Origin of the sequence: Streptomyces sp. NPDC051636 (assembly GCF_044453765.1) — a bacterium.
Classification (GTDB): domain Bacteria; phylum Actinomycetota; class Actinomycetes; order Streptomycetales; family Streptomycetaceae; genus Streptomyces.
In genome coordinates, this window is the sequence record NZ_JBITDA010000004.1 from 251,569 (window position 1) to 265,892 (window position 14,324).

General features: G+C 72.7%; 14 protein-coding genes. 3 read left to right on the top strand and 11 right to left on the bottom strand.

The annotated features are described in order from the left end of the window. Positions 1-11: 11 nt before the first annotated feature. The 4 genes from ACIBBH_RS10800 to ACIBBH_RS10815 all read right to left on the bottom strand — a co-directional run bounded on the left by ACIBBH_RS10800 (position 12) and on the right by ACIBBH_RS10815 (position 4,889). Positions 12-404 carry a gas vesicle protein gene (locus tag ACIBBH_RS10800; protein ID WP_399403897.1) on the bottom strand — a complete coding sequence of 131 codons (393 nt, stop codon included), beginning with the start codon at positions 402-404 and terminating at the stop codon, positions 12-14. A gap of 104 nt (positions 405-508) precedes the next feature. Then, positions 509-1,426: a non-homologous end-joining DNA ligase gene (gene ligD / locus ACIBBH_RS10805; protein ID WP_399403898.1), complete on the bottom strand. Its 918-nt coding sequence runs from the start codon at positions 1,424-1,426 to the stop codon at positions 509-511. Next, positions 1,423-3,270, bottom strand: a complete 1,848-nt coding sequence (locus ACIBBH_RS10810) for a transketolase (RefSeq protein WP_399403899.1) — start codon at positions 3,268-3,270, stop codon at positions 1,423-1,425. Before ACIBBH_RS10810 ends, ligD begins: the two co-directional genes overlap by 4 nt. Further along, positions 3,267-4,889, bottom strand: a complete 1,623-nt coding sequence (locus tag ACIBBH_RS10815; protein ID WP_399403900.1) for an NAD(P)/FAD-dependent oxidoreductase — start codon at positions 4,887-4,889, stop codon at positions 3,267-3,269. Before ACIBBH_RS10815 ends, ACIBBH_RS10810 begins: the two co-directional genes overlap by 4 nt. A gap of 234 nt (positions 4,890-5,123) precedes the next feature. On the opposite strand from ACIBBH_RS10815, the gene ACIBBH_RS10820 reads away from it, so the two are divergent. Continuing rightward, entirely contained in the window at positions 5,124-5,489 is a 366-nt protein-coding gene (locus ACIBBH_RS10820; protein WP_399404034.1) for an LLM class flavin-dependent oxidoreductase, read from the top strand. 88 nt (positions 5,490-5,577) lie between these two features. Here the strand turns inward: ACIBBH_RS10820 and ACIBBH_RS10825 are convergent, their stop codons facing one another. Next, positions 5,578-6,060, bottom strand: a complete 483-nt coding sequence (locus ACIBBH_RS10825; RefSeq protein WP_399403901.1) for a phage holin family protein — start codon at positions 6,058-6,060, stop codon at positions 5,578-5,580. Between the two features lie 127 nt (positions 6,061-6,187). On the opposite strand from ACIBBH_RS10825, the gene ACIBBH_RS10830 reads away from it, so the two are divergent. Together ACIBBH_RS10830 and ACIBBH_RS10835 are read left to right on the top strand one after the other, a co-directional pair. Continuing rightward, complete coding sequence (locus tag ACIBBH_RS10830) at positions 6,188-6,739, top strand: hemerythrin domain-containing protein (protein WP_399403902.1); 552 nt, start codon at positions 6,188-6,190, stop codon at positions 6,737-6,739. Between the two features lie 83 nt (positions 6,740-6,822). After that, positions 6,823-7,170 (top strand): VOC family protein, encoded by a 348-nt coding sequence (locus tag ACIBBH_RS10835; protein WP_399403903.1) that lies wholly within the window; start codon positions 6,823-6,825, stop codon positions 7,168-7,170. A gap of 100 nt (positions 7,171-7,270) precedes the next feature. Here the strand turns inward: ACIBBH_RS10835 and ACIBBH_RS10840 are convergent, their stop codons facing one another. The 6 genes from ACIBBH_RS10840 to ACIBBH_RS10865 form a co-directional block, all read right to left on the bottom strand. After that, positions 7,271-7,816, bottom strand: coding sequence for a GNAT family N-acetyltransferase (locus ACIBBH_RS10840; protein WP_399403904.1), 546 nt, complete (start codon positions 7,814-7,816; stop codon positions 7,271-7,273). Positions 7,817-7,876: 60 nt separating this feature from the next. Further along, positions 7,877-8,803 (bottom strand): LD-carboxypeptidase, encoded by a 927-nt coding sequence (locus ACIBBH_RS10845; RefSeq protein ID WP_399403905.1) that lies wholly within the window; start codon positions 8,801-8,803, stop codon positions 7,877-7,879. After that, a complete protein-coding gene (locus tag ACIBBH_RS10850) occupies positions 8,800-10,764 on the bottom strand; it encodes a prolyl oligopeptidase family serine peptidase (protein WP_399403906.1) in 1,965 nt (654 codons plus the stop codon). Before ACIBBH_RS10850 ends, ACIBBH_RS10845 begins: the two co-directional genes overlap by 4 nt. Before the next feature lie 3 nt (positions 10,765-10,767). Then, positions 10,768-12,072 (bottom strand): M20/M25/M40 family metallo-hydrolase, encoded by a 1,305-nt coding sequence (locus ACIBBH_RS10855; protein ID WP_399403907.1) that lies wholly within the window; start codon positions 12,070-12,072, stop codon positions 10,768-10,770. Then, complete coding sequence (locus ACIBBH_RS10860) at positions 12,065-12,898, bottom strand: M55 family metallopeptidase (protein WP_399403908.1); 834 nt, start codon at positions 12,896-12,898, stop codon at positions 12,065-12,067. The genes ACIBBH_RS10855 and ACIBBH_RS10860 overlap by 8 nt, the downstream gene beginning before the upstream one ends. Positions 12,899-13,503: 605 nt before the next feature. Further along, entirely contained in the window at positions 13,504-14,235 is a 732-nt protein-coding gene (locus tag ACIBBH_RS10865; protein WP_399403909.1) for a class I SAM-dependent methyltransferase, read from the bottom strand. Positions 14,236-14,324 lie beyond the last annotated feature (89 nt).

A 14,324-nucleotide genomic window follows, 5' to 3' on the forward strand; every position in this document is an offset into this window, starting at 1 on the left:
CTGACGGCGGCCTAGCGGCCGCGTGCGTCGGCCCGCCCGCGTTCGTAACGGCGGACGCGCCGGTAGCCGGTGAGCTGGCCCTCCGCGTCGAGTTCGACCTGGTAGCTCGCCATCAGGCTCATCGTGTCGGGGACCCGGGCCAGTTCGAGGACCTCCACCTCCAACGACCAGCCGTCCTCGGTCTGTTCGAAGGACGAGACCTGCTCGGGAGCGAGGCCGGTGAGCTCCGTGAGCTGGGCGCGCGCCTGGCGCAGCACCTCCATGGGGCTCGGCCGGTGCTCGTCCGCCGTGTGCCGGTCGCTGTCCTTGTGTGGCTCCTGTGAGTCGTGCGAGTTGTTGGTTTCTTGTGATTCCTGGGTTTGCTGTGAACCCTGGGAATCAGGTGTGTTCTTTGTGTTCGACATGGCCACCTCTCCCCTCCGTGTGGCCGGAAGGACGTGGACCAAACCTTTGGAGCTCGTGCTTCGGCGGCGCGGGCCGTCCGGCCTGCGCAGAAACGGTATGTGCATCAGCCACCCAGTGTCTTGAGCCGGTGTCGGGCCGGGCCCAGGGCGCGGCCGCGCATGCCCGCCCACGGGTCGGTGCGGGCCTGGTCGACGGCGTCCTCGATGGTCCAGCGGCGCGGGCCGAGGTCCGGGTCGTCGAGCTGGTCCCAGGAGACGGGGACGGCGACCGGGGCGCCGGGCCGGGGGCGGACGGTGAAGGGGGCGACGGCGGTCTGGGCGTAGGCGTTGCGCTGCACGTCGAGGTAGAGCCGCTCTCCGCGGTCCTTCTTGCGGGCGGCGGTGGTGAGCCGGTCGGGGTGCTCGGCGGCCAGCAGTTCGGCGACGTCCCGGGCGAAGGCGCGGACCTCGTCGAAGCCGTGGTGGCCGTTGAGGGGGACGACGACGTGCAGGCCGCGCGAGCCGGTGGTCATCAGCGCCGAGGGCAGCCGCAGGTCGTCGAGCAGCCCGCCCAGCAGCCGGGCCGCCTCGCGCACCGCCGAGAAGTCGTCGCCGGAGGGGTCGAGGTCGAAGACCATCCGGTCCGGGCGGTCGGTCCGGTCGGTGCGGGAGAGCCAGCGGTGCAGGGTGAGGCACGCCTGGTCGGCGAGGAAGACCAGGGTGGCGGTGTCCTCGCAGACGACGTGCGTGACCGTGCCGTCCTCCTTGGCGACCTCGGCCCGTGTGATCCAGTCCGGATAGTGGTCCGGGGTGTTCTTCTGCATGAACCTCGGGCCGTCGAGGCCGTCCGGGTACCGCTCCAGCATCAGCGGGCGGCCGCGCAGGTGCGGCAGCATGAACGGCGCGACGGACCGGTAGTAGTCGACGAGGTCGCCCTTGGTGTACTCCTTCGCGTCCCCGTCCCCGGGCAGGAGCACCTTGCCGGGCCGGTGCACCTGGATCGTGCGGCGGCCCGCCCGTACCGTCCGCACGTCGTCGCTCATCGCACGACCGCCTCCCCCACCAGCAGCCGTCCGGCCGCCGCGATGGCCGTCCGGTCGATGCCGGCGGCGTGCAGTTGCTCGTCGGGCGCGGCCGAGCCCGGCATGGTCCGCACGGCGAGCCGGACCAGGCGGGGTACGGGCCTGCCGTCGGTGAAGGCGTCGAGGACGGCGTCGCCGAGGCCGCCCTCCTCGTGGTGGTCCTCGACGGTGAGCAGGCAGCCGGTCTCCTCGGCGGCCCGCCGGAGCGTCTCGGTGTCGACGGGCTTGACCGAGTACAGGTCGACGACCCGGACCCGGATGCCCTCGCTCTCCAGGGCGTCGGCGGCGGCCAGCGCCTCGTGCACGGTCACCCCGGCCGCCACGACCGTGAGCCGGTCCTCGCCGGAGGAGCGCAGCACCTTGCTGCCGCCGACGGGGAAGTCCTCGTCGGGGCCGTAGATGACGGGGCTCTCGCCACGCGAGGTGCGCAGGTAGCGGATGCCGTCCAGGTCGGCCATGGCCGCGACCAGCCTGGCGGTCTGGTTGGCGTCGCACGGGTACAGCACGGTCGAGCCGTACACCGCCCGGAACATCGCCAGGTCCTCCAGGCCCATCTGGGAGGGCCCGTCCTGGCCGATGGCCACCCCCGCGTGGGAGCCGACGAGGTTGATTCCGGAGCCGCTGATCGAGGCCATGCGCACGAAGTCGTGGGCGCGCGTGAGGAAGGCCGCGAAGGTCGCGGCGTACGGCACGTAGCCGCGCGCCGCCATGCCGACGGCCGAGGCGAGCAGCTGCTGCTCGGCGATGTAGCACTCGAAGAAGCGGTCCGGGTGCTCCTTGGCGAAGTACTCGGTACGGGTGGAATCCCCGACCTCACCGTCCAGCGCGACGACCTCGCCGCGGGCGGTGCCGAGCGCGGCCAGGGCCTCGCCGAAGGCGTTGCGGGTGGCCACCTTCTCGCCCCGGTCGTACGTCGGCAGCTCGAGGGATCCGTCGCGGACCACGTGCAGCATGCGGGCGGCCTGCGGCTCCTGCACCCGTACGGTCAGGTCACGCGGCCCGCCCAGTTCGGCGATGGCCTCCTCCGCCTCGGGCAGCGGCTTGCCGTGCAGGCCCTCGCGGTCCTGGACGGCGGCGACGCCCTTGCCCTTGAGGGTGCGGGCGAGGATCACGGTCGGCTGGCCGGTCGTCGAGGCCGCCTCGCCGTAGGCGCGGTCGATGGCGTCCACGTCGTGGCCGTCGATCTCCACGGTGTGCCAGCCGAACGCCTGGAAGCGGCGGGCGTAGGCGTCGAGGTCGTGGCCGTGCCGGGTGGGACCGCGCTGGCCGAGGCGGTTGACGTCCACGATCGCCGTGAGGTTGTCGAGGTGCTCGTACGCGGCGTGCTCGGCGGCCTCCCAGACGGAGCCCTCGGCGAGCTCGCTGTCGCCGCACAGCACCCACACCCGGTAGCCGGTGCGGTCCAGCCGCTTGCCGGCCAGCGCGATGCCGACGCCGACCGGCAGGCCCTGGCCGAGGGAGCCGGTGGCCGTCTCCACCCACGGCAGCCGGCGCGGGGTCGGGTGTCCTTCGAGCCTGCTGCCGAGCTTGCGGAAGGTCAGCAGTTCGCCGTCCTCGATCGCGTCGGCCGCCTTGTAGGCGGCGTACAGCAGGGGCGACGCGTGGCCCTTGGACAGCACGAAGCGGTCGTTGCCGGGGTGGTCGGGGCGCTCGAAGTCGTAGCGGAGGTGGTTGGCGAGCAGCACCGCCATCAGGTCCGCGGCGGACATCGACGAGGTCGGATGCCCGGACCCCGCCGCCGCGGCGGCCCGCACGCTGTCCACGCGCAACTGCTGCCCGAGTTCGACGAGTTCGGCCGTGTTCATGAGTCTCCTTCCGCAGGGGTGTCCGGGCGCTTGACGGGGCCGGGGGCGGGGTGGTCGCCCGGGGGCCTGGGGCGGGGACGGTCATCCGGCGGCTCCGGGCCGGGCTGGTTCTTCGCGGGCTCCCCACCCGGCTGGTTCTTCGCAGGCTCCCCACCCGGCTGGTTCTTCGCAGGCTCCCCACCCGGCTCGTTCTTAGCAGGCTCCCCACCGGGCTCGTTCTTCGCAGGCTCCCCACCCGGCTGGTTCTTCGCAGGCTCCCCGCCGGTCTCCTCGGCAAGGGCCGCGCCCGGTCCTGTGCCGATCGGGTGGTCGCGTCCGTCGGGTACGCGGGCGAGTTCCGGGGAGGCCGTGTCCAGCGGTACCGACCAGGACCGTACGAGGCCCAACTGGACGGCCTGGCGCGGCAGTACGGCGTCCAGGAGCCAGTCTGCGGCGACCCGGACGCGGTTGCCGGGCATCGCCGCGAGGTGGTAGGCGCGGGTGACCACTCCGGCGGGAGGGCCGGACAGCGGTACGCCGAGCGGGTTGGCGGCGGCCTTGACGCCGCCCAGGTCGACGACGAAGCCCAGGTCACGGTGGCGGTAGGGGCGGCGCTCACCGAGGCCGAGCGACGCGGCCACGTTGTGCGCGGCGGCCTTGCCGTGCCGCCAGGCGTGCTGGGCCGTCATCGGCGTGAACTTCCCCGGGTGGTCCAGATCGGGTACGGCGGCCGCGTCGCCGCACGCGAACACCTCGGGCCGGCCCGGCACCTGGAGGTACGGATCGACGATGAGGCGCCCCCGCTCCAGGGGCTGCCCGGTGCTCTCCACGAGCGGGTCGGGGCGGACGCCGACGCACCAGACGAGGGTGCGGGTCTCGACGAAGTCGCCGTCGGTGAGCAGGACGCCGTCGTGGGTCGCCTCCTTCACGGAGGTTCCCATCCGCACGTCGACACCGCGCGCACGCAGTACACCGTCGGCTGTATGCGACAGACGTTCGTCCATCTCCGGCAGTACGCGCGGCGCGACGTCCAGCAGCATCCAGCGCGGCCGCGTCCCCAGCCGCCGCGGCTGCCGGCGTGCCAGGTCGTCGGTGAGCATCTGCATGTGCGCGGCCACTTCGGTGCCGGTGTACCCCGCGCCGACCACCACGAAGGTGCACCGGGCGGTGCGGACCTTCGGATTGTCGGACCCGGCGGCGAGCTCCACCTGCCGGGTGACGTGGTCGCGCAGGTACAGCGCCTCGGGCAGTCCGCGGAAGCCGTGCGCGTGCTCGGCGACGCCGGGGATGGGCAACAGCTTGTTGACGCTGCCGACGGCCAGGACGAGGCGGTCGTACGGCAGCGTGCCGGTGCCCCCCTCGGGGTCGGTGTAGTGCACGGTGCGCCCGTCCAGGTCGACGCCGTCGGCCTCGCCGAGTACCAGGCGCACCCCGGGCAGGGTGCCGGAGAGGGAGACGGTGACCCGGCGCGGCTCCAGGATCCCGGCGGAGACCTGGGGCAGCAGCGGCAGGTACAGGAAGTAGTCGGTCGGGTTCAGCAGGGTGATGTGGGCCCGGTGCCGGGTCAGCCGGGCGAGGGTGCGGGCGGCCCGGTACCCGGCGAAGCCGGCGCCGACGATCACGATGCGGGGTCGACTCACGGTGTGCCTCCGGCGGTGCGGCTCGTCCGAGGCCTTCCGCGTCCCCCTGGGCAGGGCACCCAAACTCCGGGGCGGCGGGGCGTTTCGCCCACGACCCGGCCGGTTGCCCGGGCCGCGACCCCGGCCGACCCCGTCCGACACGGCGCCCGTGTCGCGGAGGTCCCCATGCCCGCATACGGCTATTTCCTGTCCACCGAGGAACACGGCCCCGCCGACCTCGTGGAGCAGGCCCGCATGGCGAACAGGACGGATTCCAAGCGCTGTGGATCTCGGACCACTACCACCCGTGGAACGACGCGCAGGGCCAGAGCGGCGTTCGTCTGGTCGGTCATCGGCGCGCTGTCGGAGGCGGTGTCACTGCCGATCGAGACGGCGGTGGCCTGTCCCACCGTGCGGATCCACCCGGCGGTGGTGGCGCAGGCCGCGGCGACCAGCGCGGTGATGACCGGGGGACGCTTCCGGCTCGGCGTCGGCACCGGCGAGGCCCTGAACGAGCGGCCTTCGCCGACGCCGACTTCGACCGCGTCTACGTCAACCAGATCGGCCCCGACCAGCGCGGCTTCTTCGACTTCTACCGTACGAAGGTGCTGCCGCAGCTGACCGGACGTTGACCGGATGCGAGCGCGTCCGAGCAGCATCGACCCCGTCGGCGCCCCTGGAATGCCGACGGGGTCGATGTCCTGGGGGATCAGGCCCGGTGGTGCGGGCCCTCGGGGTCGATGTTGTTCGGGCGCGGTGCCTCCGGTCCACGCATACCCGGGGCCGGACCGCCGGGTGCCGTGGACGGCATGGGCGGGTACTGCATGCCGAGGCCGCCGGGAGGTCCGGCGGGCGCGGTGCCGCCGACCACGTGACCCGCAGCCGCGGAGTGGTGCGCGTGCTTCGGACGGGCCGCGCCGCGCAGCGCGTAGGCCACGACGCCCAGGATCGCCGCGGTGATCAGCGCGGCCGCCCAGCCGGGCAGGCCGATGGACAGGGCCAGCCCCAGGGCGAGCGCGAGCGCGCCGCCGGCGTACAGCGCCACGGCCCCGGACGCGCCGTACAGCATGGCCGTGCGGCGCTGCTTGCGGGTCTGCTCGCGCAGTTCGTCGCGCACGGTCTCGCGCGCCACCTGCGCCAGCTCGTCGACCAGATGCTTGTCCAGATGCTCCAGATGATCCAAGGGGTCCATGCACCCCGGGTACCCGCACGCACGTGCGGATAACGCGGTCCGTGACGCCGCCGTACCGGCGAGTAAGGGCGGCGTGCCCCGGGTACCCGCCCCGTCCGCATCCCTCTACCAGGAGGAAGAAAAGAGGATGACCACCGAACACACCGATGTCGTGGAGCTGCTCAAGGAGCAGCATGCACGGATCCGGCACCTGTTCGACGAGGTGGTGAACACCAGGGGCGAGGAGCGGAAGCAGAACTTCCATGACCTCGTCCGCCTCCTCGCGGTGCACGAGACCGCCGAGGAGGAGGTCGTCCACCCGTTCGCCCGCACGAACATCGACGGCGGGGAGCTGGTCGTCAAGGATCGCGTCGAGGAGGAGGAGCAGGCCAAGCAGGCCCTGTCCCGCCTGGACGACATGGACCCGGACTCGCCGGAGTTCCTCGACCGGTTCGCGGTCCTGCGCCAGGACGTGCTGGCACACGCCGAGAACGAGGAGCGGTACGAGTTCGCGCACTTCGCCCGGGTCGCCGACCGCGGCAGGCTGGAGACCCTGGCCCGCGCGGTGCAGGCGGCCGAGGCGCTCGCGCCGACCCGCCCGCACCCGGGCACGGACACCGCCCTGAAGAACGCGGTGGTGGGCCCGGTCGCGGCCGTGATCGACCGGACCCGGGACGCCGTGCGCAAGGCCATCGGCTGAGCCGGTACGACGGACCGCGCGGCCGGGGAGGGGATCGCGTGAAGCGATCCCCTCCCCGGCCGCCGCCAACTAGGCTCCACGGCATGGAGATTCAGGGCGCCGCACTGCGCATCTACGTCGACGACCTCGAGACCGCGATCCCCTTCTACGAACAGCTGACCGGCGGCAGAGCGATGCGTTTCGCCCGCGGCGGCGTCCAGGTCGCCGCGGTCGGTCCCTTCCTGCTGATGAGCGGCCCCGAGTCCCAGCTGGAACTGCTGCGCAAGGTGACCGCGACGATCGCCGTGAAGGACGTCGAGGAGGCGCTCCGGGTCCTCACCGGCCTCGGCGCCCGGATCATCGCGGGCCCGGTCGCGACGCCGGTGGGACACAATCTGATCGCGATGCATCCGGACGGATCCGTGTTCGAGTACGTGGATCAGGCGGGCTGAGCGGCGAGGACCGGGCCGAGGCCGGCGTCGCGCGGTCTCGGCTACGGTGTGCGCGGTCCGTGCTCGACCATCAGGGACCTCGACGCCACGGAGGCCGGCTTCAAGCCCGCATCTCGGCGGTGATCGCCCACCGCTCGTGGTCCCGCCAGGCTCCGTCCACGTAGATCATGTTCGGCGAGAAGCCCTCCAGGCGGAAGCCGGCGCCGCGGGCGAGGGCGATGGACGCGGCGTTGCCGGGCTGCGCGTTGATCTCCAGCCGGTGCAGCCGCATCGGCCCGAACGCGTGGCCCACCACGAGGTCGAGGCCCTCGCGCATCAGTCCGCGCCCGGCCGCGTGCGCGAAGGCGCCGTAGCCCAGGGCGCCGCACTGGAAGCCGCCGCCGACGATGTTGTTGATGTTGATGAACCCGGCGATGGCCCCGCCGTCCTTCTCCACGACCATGAAGCCGGCCTTCGTGGGGTCCTCGATCAGCCGGCCCGCGTATACCGCATACGCTTCTTCGGTGGTCGGCGGGAACAGCCACGGATGGTGCAGGTCCTTGCTCTCCCGGGCACGGGCGGCGAACTCCGGGCCGTCCTCGTAGGTGAAGTGCCGTATCCCCACGCGGGGGCCTTCGGCGAGATAAAGGGACGCGGAATGGGGCATCCCGCCAGCCTACGACGCTGACGGTACCGGCGCCTCACGGGCGCCGGACGTTGCGCGCGGTCACCTCAGGGCGGGTTCGTCGAGCGTCAAGGTGCCCGCGTCCGCGTCGAGTTCGGCGGCGAGTCCGAAGGGGATCGTCAACGCGCCCTCGCAGTGGCCGAATCCGAACTCCTCGACGACGGGGATCCCGCCGAGACCGCCGAGCCGGTCGGCGAGCAGGGCGCGCACCCGGTCGTAGGCCTCACACCCTTCCCACGATCCGAGCAGCACGCCGCGCACCCCGTCGAGCCAGCCGGCGCGCAGGAGTTGGGTGAGGTAGCGGTCCAGACGGTACGTCTCCTCGCCCACGTCCTCCAGGCACAGCAGCCCGCCGCGCGCCGAGGGCCGGGCGAGGGGGGTGCCGCACTCGGCGGCGAGCAGACACAGGCAGCCGCCGAGGGTGACGCCCCGGGCCCGGCCGGGGACCAGTGCTCGGCCGCCGGAGGCGATCGTGCGGACGGTCTCCGGGGCGAAGAGGGTGGCCTTCAGGTGTTCCTGGGCGCGCGCGTTCTTGATGAAGTCGGCGCCGGCCGCCATCGGCCCGTGCAGGGTGGCGAGCCCCAGCCGGGTGGCGAAGGCCTCGTGCAGCGAGGTGATGTCGCTGAAGCCGACGAACACCTTCGGTCCGGCCGCCCGCATCGCCTCCCAGTCGAGCAGATCGGCGATCCGCTGCACGCCGTAGCCGCCCCGGGCGCACAGCACCGCGTCCACGGACGGGTCGCACCAGGCGCTGAGCAGGTCGGCGGCGCGGTCCGCGTCGGTCCCGGCCAGGTAGCCGAACTCCGGGTGCCGGCCGAGCACGTGGGGCGCGACCACCGGGTCGAGGTCCCAGCCGCGCAGCACGTCGAGGCCGGCCTGCAGCCGCTCCTCGGGCACCGGCCCGCTGGGGGCGACGACGGCCACGCGGGCGCCGGGGGCGAGGCGGGCGGGGCGGACCAGCGGCTTCATGGGAGGAGCTCCAGGGTGGGGACACCGGCCGGGTGCAGGCCGAACACCTGAGCGTACAGAGACAGCTCCGCCTCCAGCGCCCTGACCAGCGTCTCGGTCCGCCGGAAGCCGTGCCCCTCCCCCTCGAAGGCGAGGTAGGCGTGCGGCACGCCCCGTCCCTGGATCCGGGCGAGGAGGCGTTCGCACTGCGCGGGCGGGCAGATGACGTCGTCCATGCCCTGGAGCAGCAGGAACGGGGCGGTGATCCGGTCGGCGTGCTCGGCCGGCGACCGCTCGGCGTACCGTCCGGGCACCTCGGCGAGCGGCCCGACGAGGGTCTCCAGGTAACGCGACTCGAAGTCGTGGGTCTCCCCCGACGCCCAGGTCGTGAGGTCCAGGACGGGGTAGACGATCGTTGCGCAGGCGTAGACATCGGTCGTGGTGAGCGAGGCGGCGGCGGTCCAGCCGCCCGCGCTGGCGCCCCGGATCGCGAGCCGGGCGCGGTCGGCGGTGCCCTCGTCGGCGAGGGCGAGCGCCACGGCCTCGCAGTCCTCGACGTCGACCACGCCCCACTGCTCGCGCAGCCGGTCCCGGTACGCGCGGCCGTACCCGGTCGAGCCGCCGTAGTCCACCTCGGCGACGCCGATGCCGCGCGAGGTGAAGTAGGCGATGCCCAGGTCCAGCACCAGGGGCGCCCGGCTGGTGGGGCCGCCGTGCGCCCGGACGACGTACGGCGGGAGCTCGCCGCCGGGTGCGACGCAGCCGGGGTGGTGGGGCGGGTAGACGCGGGCGTACACCTCGCGGCCCTCGGGGCCGGTGAAGGTGCGAATCTGCGGCTCGGGGTAGTACCCGGGGTCGACCGGGTCGGCGTGCCGGGCGCCGATCACCCGGGCGTGACCGGTGACGGCGTCCAGCTCGACGACCTCGTACGCGCTGCGCGGGCCGGCCCCGACGGCCACCACCCGCTCCCCGTGGACGGCGAGGGTGGGCGCGAACTCGGTCCAGGGGCCGGCCGCGTCGACGACCTCGCCGGATTCCGGATCCAGTATGCCGAGTGCGCTCGCCCCGCGACCGTGGACGACGGCGATGAGTCCGCTCGTCAGCGGCGCGAACCAGCGGTGTCCGAGCTTCCACAGCGGGCCGCCGAACTCCTCCTCGCGCGGGCACAGCGGTACACCGTCGCGGTATACGTTCCACCAGCCGCTGCGGTCGCTTGCATACAGCAGACCGCCGTCCGTCGACCATTCGCACTGCGCGACGGACTCCTCCGGTCCCCCGGCCACCGTGCGTGCGGTATGCAGTCTGCCGTCGTCACTCACCTCGGCCCGCACCAGCTCCGTACCGTCCCATGGCATCCGCGGATGGTCCCACGCCAGCCAGGCGGCACTGCGCCCGTCGGGCGACAGACGCGGCCCGGTCACGAACCGGTGCCGGTCGTCGGTGAGTTCGCGGACCGCGTCCCGGCCGGAGGTGGCGGACCCGTCCAGCGGTACGGCGGCCAGGACCCGGCGCACCTCACCGGGCCGCTCCCCGGTGAACTCCTCGAGTACGCACCAGACTTCGCCCCGCTCCGGGAGCATCAGCGGTTCCGCCCAGCGCAGTCCGCCGCCCACCTCCGACACCGGGGTCAGCGGTTCCGGCACGCCGCCCGGCTCGTACCGGTACAGCCGCTGGTCGGCGAAGTGCGTGAACACCACGAGGGGCCGGCCGCCCTGGACCACCCCGGCCCACGGCTGCCCGCCGTACTCGATGACCCGGCTGCGCACGTTCCACGGCGCGGGCAGCACCGACTCCTCGGTTCCGTCCGCGCGCCGCCGCACCAGTGTGCGGCGCCCGCCCTCGGCGGGCCGGGGCTCCGTCCACCACGTCTCGTCGCCGACGAAGCCCACCCATTCGGGGTGCCCGTCGTGCGCGGCGGCGAGCGCCGCGTCGATGGGCGAGGGCCACGAACCGTACGCGAGCGTCCGCACGCCGTCCCCCATCGCCTAGGCCGACCGCAGGAAGCGGTCGAGGACGCGGACGCCGAAGCGGAGTGCCTCGACGGGTACCCGCTCGTCGACGCCGTGGAAGAGCGCCTGGTAGTCGAAGCCCTCGGGGAGCTTCAGCGGCGCGAACCCGTAGCCGGTGACGCCCAGGCGGGAGAACTGCTTGGCGTCCGTGCCGCCGGACATGCAGTACGGCACCACGTGCCCCTCGGGCGCGAACTCCTCGACGGCGGCCCGCATTTTGGCGTACGTCGGCGAGTCCACCGGCGCCTGGAGGGCGACCTCCCGGTGGTGGAACTCCCAGTCCACGTCCGGCCCGGTCAGCCGGTCGAGGGTGGTGCGGAACTCCTCCTCGCCGCCGGGCAGATACCGCCCGTCGACGTAGGCGACCGCCTCGCCCGGAATCACGTTGACCTTGTAACCCGCCTCCAGCATCGTCGGGTTGGCGCTGTTGCGGACGGTGGCCTCCACGAGCTTCGCCGCCGGGCCGAGCTTCTCCAGCAGCCGGTCCACGTCTCTCAGGTTCGCGTCGATGCCGTACAGGGCGGCGAGTTCGGTGAGGGCGGCGCGTACGGTCGGGGTGAGCCTCGGCGGCCACGCGTGCTCGCCGATCCGGGTGATCGCGGCGGCGAGCCGGGTCACCGCGTTCTCCCCGTTGACCTTGGAGCCGTGGCCGGCGCGTCCGTGCGCGGTGAGTTTCAGCCAGGCGGTGCCGCGTTCGCCGGCGGCGATGGGATACAGCTGCCGCCCGGCGCCGTCGTGGAATGTGTACGCTCCCGACTCGCTGATGCCTTCCGTGCATCCCTCGAACAGCCCGTGGTGCCGGTCGGCGAGGAACCCGGAGCCGTCCTCGGCGCTGGCCTCCTCGTCGGCGGTGAAGGCCACGACGACGTCCCGGCGGGGCCGCCCGCCCGTCCGCGCCCAGGACCGCACCACGGCGAGGATCATCGCGTCCATGTTCTTCATGTCGACGGCCCCGCGCCCCCACACGACGCCGTCCCGCACCTCGCCGGAGAAGGGGTGGACGCTCCAGTCGCGGGCCTCGGCGGGCACCACGTCCAGGTGACCGTGCACGAGCAGCGCGTCGGCGGACGGGTCGGTGCCCTCGATCCGGGCGACGACATTCGTACGCCCCGGGGTCCGCTCCAGCAGCACCGGTTCCAGCCCCGCCCCGGCGAGCTGCTCCGCGGCGTATTCGGCGGCCGGGCGTTCCCGGCAGTCGCCGCCGCCCCGGTTGGTGGTGTCGATCCGGATCAGGTCGGAGGTGAACCGCACGACCTCGTCCAGCGCCTGCTCGTCAGCCATACTGCTCCTCAACCGCGGCCGAGACGATCGTGGTGACCGCCTTGAAGGTACGGATCCCCTCATACATGGTGTCGCTGGTGTACGCCACCTTCCGCTCCCCGATCCGGTCCACGCCCGGCACGACGGTCGCGGCCGGGGCGAGGTGTTCGGCGTCGAACTCGAGTGTGACCGTGAAAGGCCCGCCGCGGACCGGATCCTGACGCACCGCCAGGCCGGCAGCTTCCTTGGCCGCGGCGCGGATGTCCGCGGCCGTCCTGGCCGGCGTACGGCAGACGGCCGCGTACCGCGACACATGGTCCTTGACGGCGACCTTGAGCGCCTCGGGCGCGTACTCGAGCGCGTCCTCGCAGGCCACGTCGTCGCCGGTGACGAGGACGACGGGCACCCCGTACTCGGCCACGACGTGCGCGTTGAGCAGGCCCTCGCTCGCCCGTACGCCGTTCAGCCACACCCCGGTGATGGAGTTGGCCAGGTAGGTGTGCGCGAGGACGCCCTCCATCCCGGCGCCCGCGTGGTAGCCGACGAACGCGATGCCGTCCACGTCGCCGTGCTGCACGCCCTCCACCATGGACAGCGACTTGTGCCGCCCGGTGAGCATCTGCACCCGGTCGTCCAATTGTTCGAGCAGCAGGTTGCGCATGGTCCAGTGGGCCTCGTTGACGAGCACCTCGTCGGCGCCGCCGTCGAAGAAGCCCAGGGCGGCGGCGTTGACGTCCGAGGTGAACATCGCGCGGCACCGCTCCCACTGCGGCGTCCCCGGCAGCACGTCGGCCGGCCAGGTGACGCCCGTGGCACCCTCCATGTCGGCACTGATGAGGATCTTCATGCGGGCCCATCCCGTCGCGGGTCGGAGGCTTGTCGTCCGGCTGGTGAGAGCAGTGTGCGACAGCATGCCGCGGTGACGGGGATCTTCATGCCGTGTCACGTCACGCGCCGGCTTCGCCGATGAGCTGAACCATGGTGGAGGCAGCGATCCGGACATGCACCGTCCTGTCTGCACCCCGGTCGGGTTTGGGAGGCAACACAGACGTCCACCGGGAGCAGTGCGGCTCACGCTGCCGGGACAGCGGATAAAGAGTACATTGCAGACCTGATCCGCAGTCTGGACGCCGCTGGTCCCATGCCTCCGCTTGAGCACGTCACGCTTGATACGCCGTCGTGCCCCGACTGGTGCCGATGGAGCGTACACCAACTTCTGGCAGACATTCCGCGGACAAGTGGCGCTGGTGTTGCTGAATTCAGCACACCGAGCATGAAAAAAGGTCGGTTGTGCTTTGACGATCTCCTCAAGTGAGAGCAGGAACTTGACGGATGCTCACCCGGCTCTGCCCCTCCCGTGACAGCCCGCAGACTGTGACAGCCCGCAACCTGTGACGCCACGCGGTGCGCGATCCCCGGGCCACGACCGCGCACGCCGCGCGGCTCCGGTGCTCAGCCGGCCGCGCCGCGGCCCGCGAGGACGAACCAGCGTGCGGGGAGGTCGATCCGGGTGCCGTCCGCCATGTACTCGGTCTGCGCCAGGGCCGTCTCGCCGCTGGTGAGGATCTCCAGCCCGGCCTCGCGCAGCAGCACGGGGATCTCCTCATCGGCCGCGTCGGCGGGCTTGAGCCCGTGCTGGAACACCCGGCGCAGCTTGGGCGGCGGACCGTTCGGGTCGGCCGCGGCGCGGCCCAGTACCTGCCGGGAACCGGAGGTGAGTTCCACGACGAACGCCCGTCCCCGGGAGCCGATGATCTCGGCGACCGCGTCGGCGACAAGGGGGCGTGCTGCCGGCTCGCTCTGATGGATGACGGCGCGCATGTACACGTTGCTGTCACCGAGCCGGGTGTGCAGGGCGCGCACGGCCTCGGTGTCGGTGAGGTCGAGCTGCTGGAACTCGACGGCGTCGCCGTGCGCGGCGCGGCGGGCGTGCTCGATGGCGGCGTGCGAGAGGTCGACGCCGACGGCGCGCGCGAACCGGGTGGCGAGATAGCGGGTCTGGGTGCCGTTGCCGCAGCCGAGGTCGACGATGGGGCGCGCGGTGTCCGCGTACGGCAGGAGGAGTTCGCTGTGGGGTGCGGCGGTCAGCGACGGATCGGCGTCCCAGATGGCCTCGCCCCGTGCGTCCGACGTCTCCCGCCAGTAACTCTCCCAGTTGTCGCGGTAGTTCTCCGAGACCTTCATGCGGGCTCCCCAGGATCGGTTCCGTGATCGGAGTATCGCGGTCACCGGGAGCCCGGCAAGGGGCGGGTGCCCACCTTTCACGAGATGTT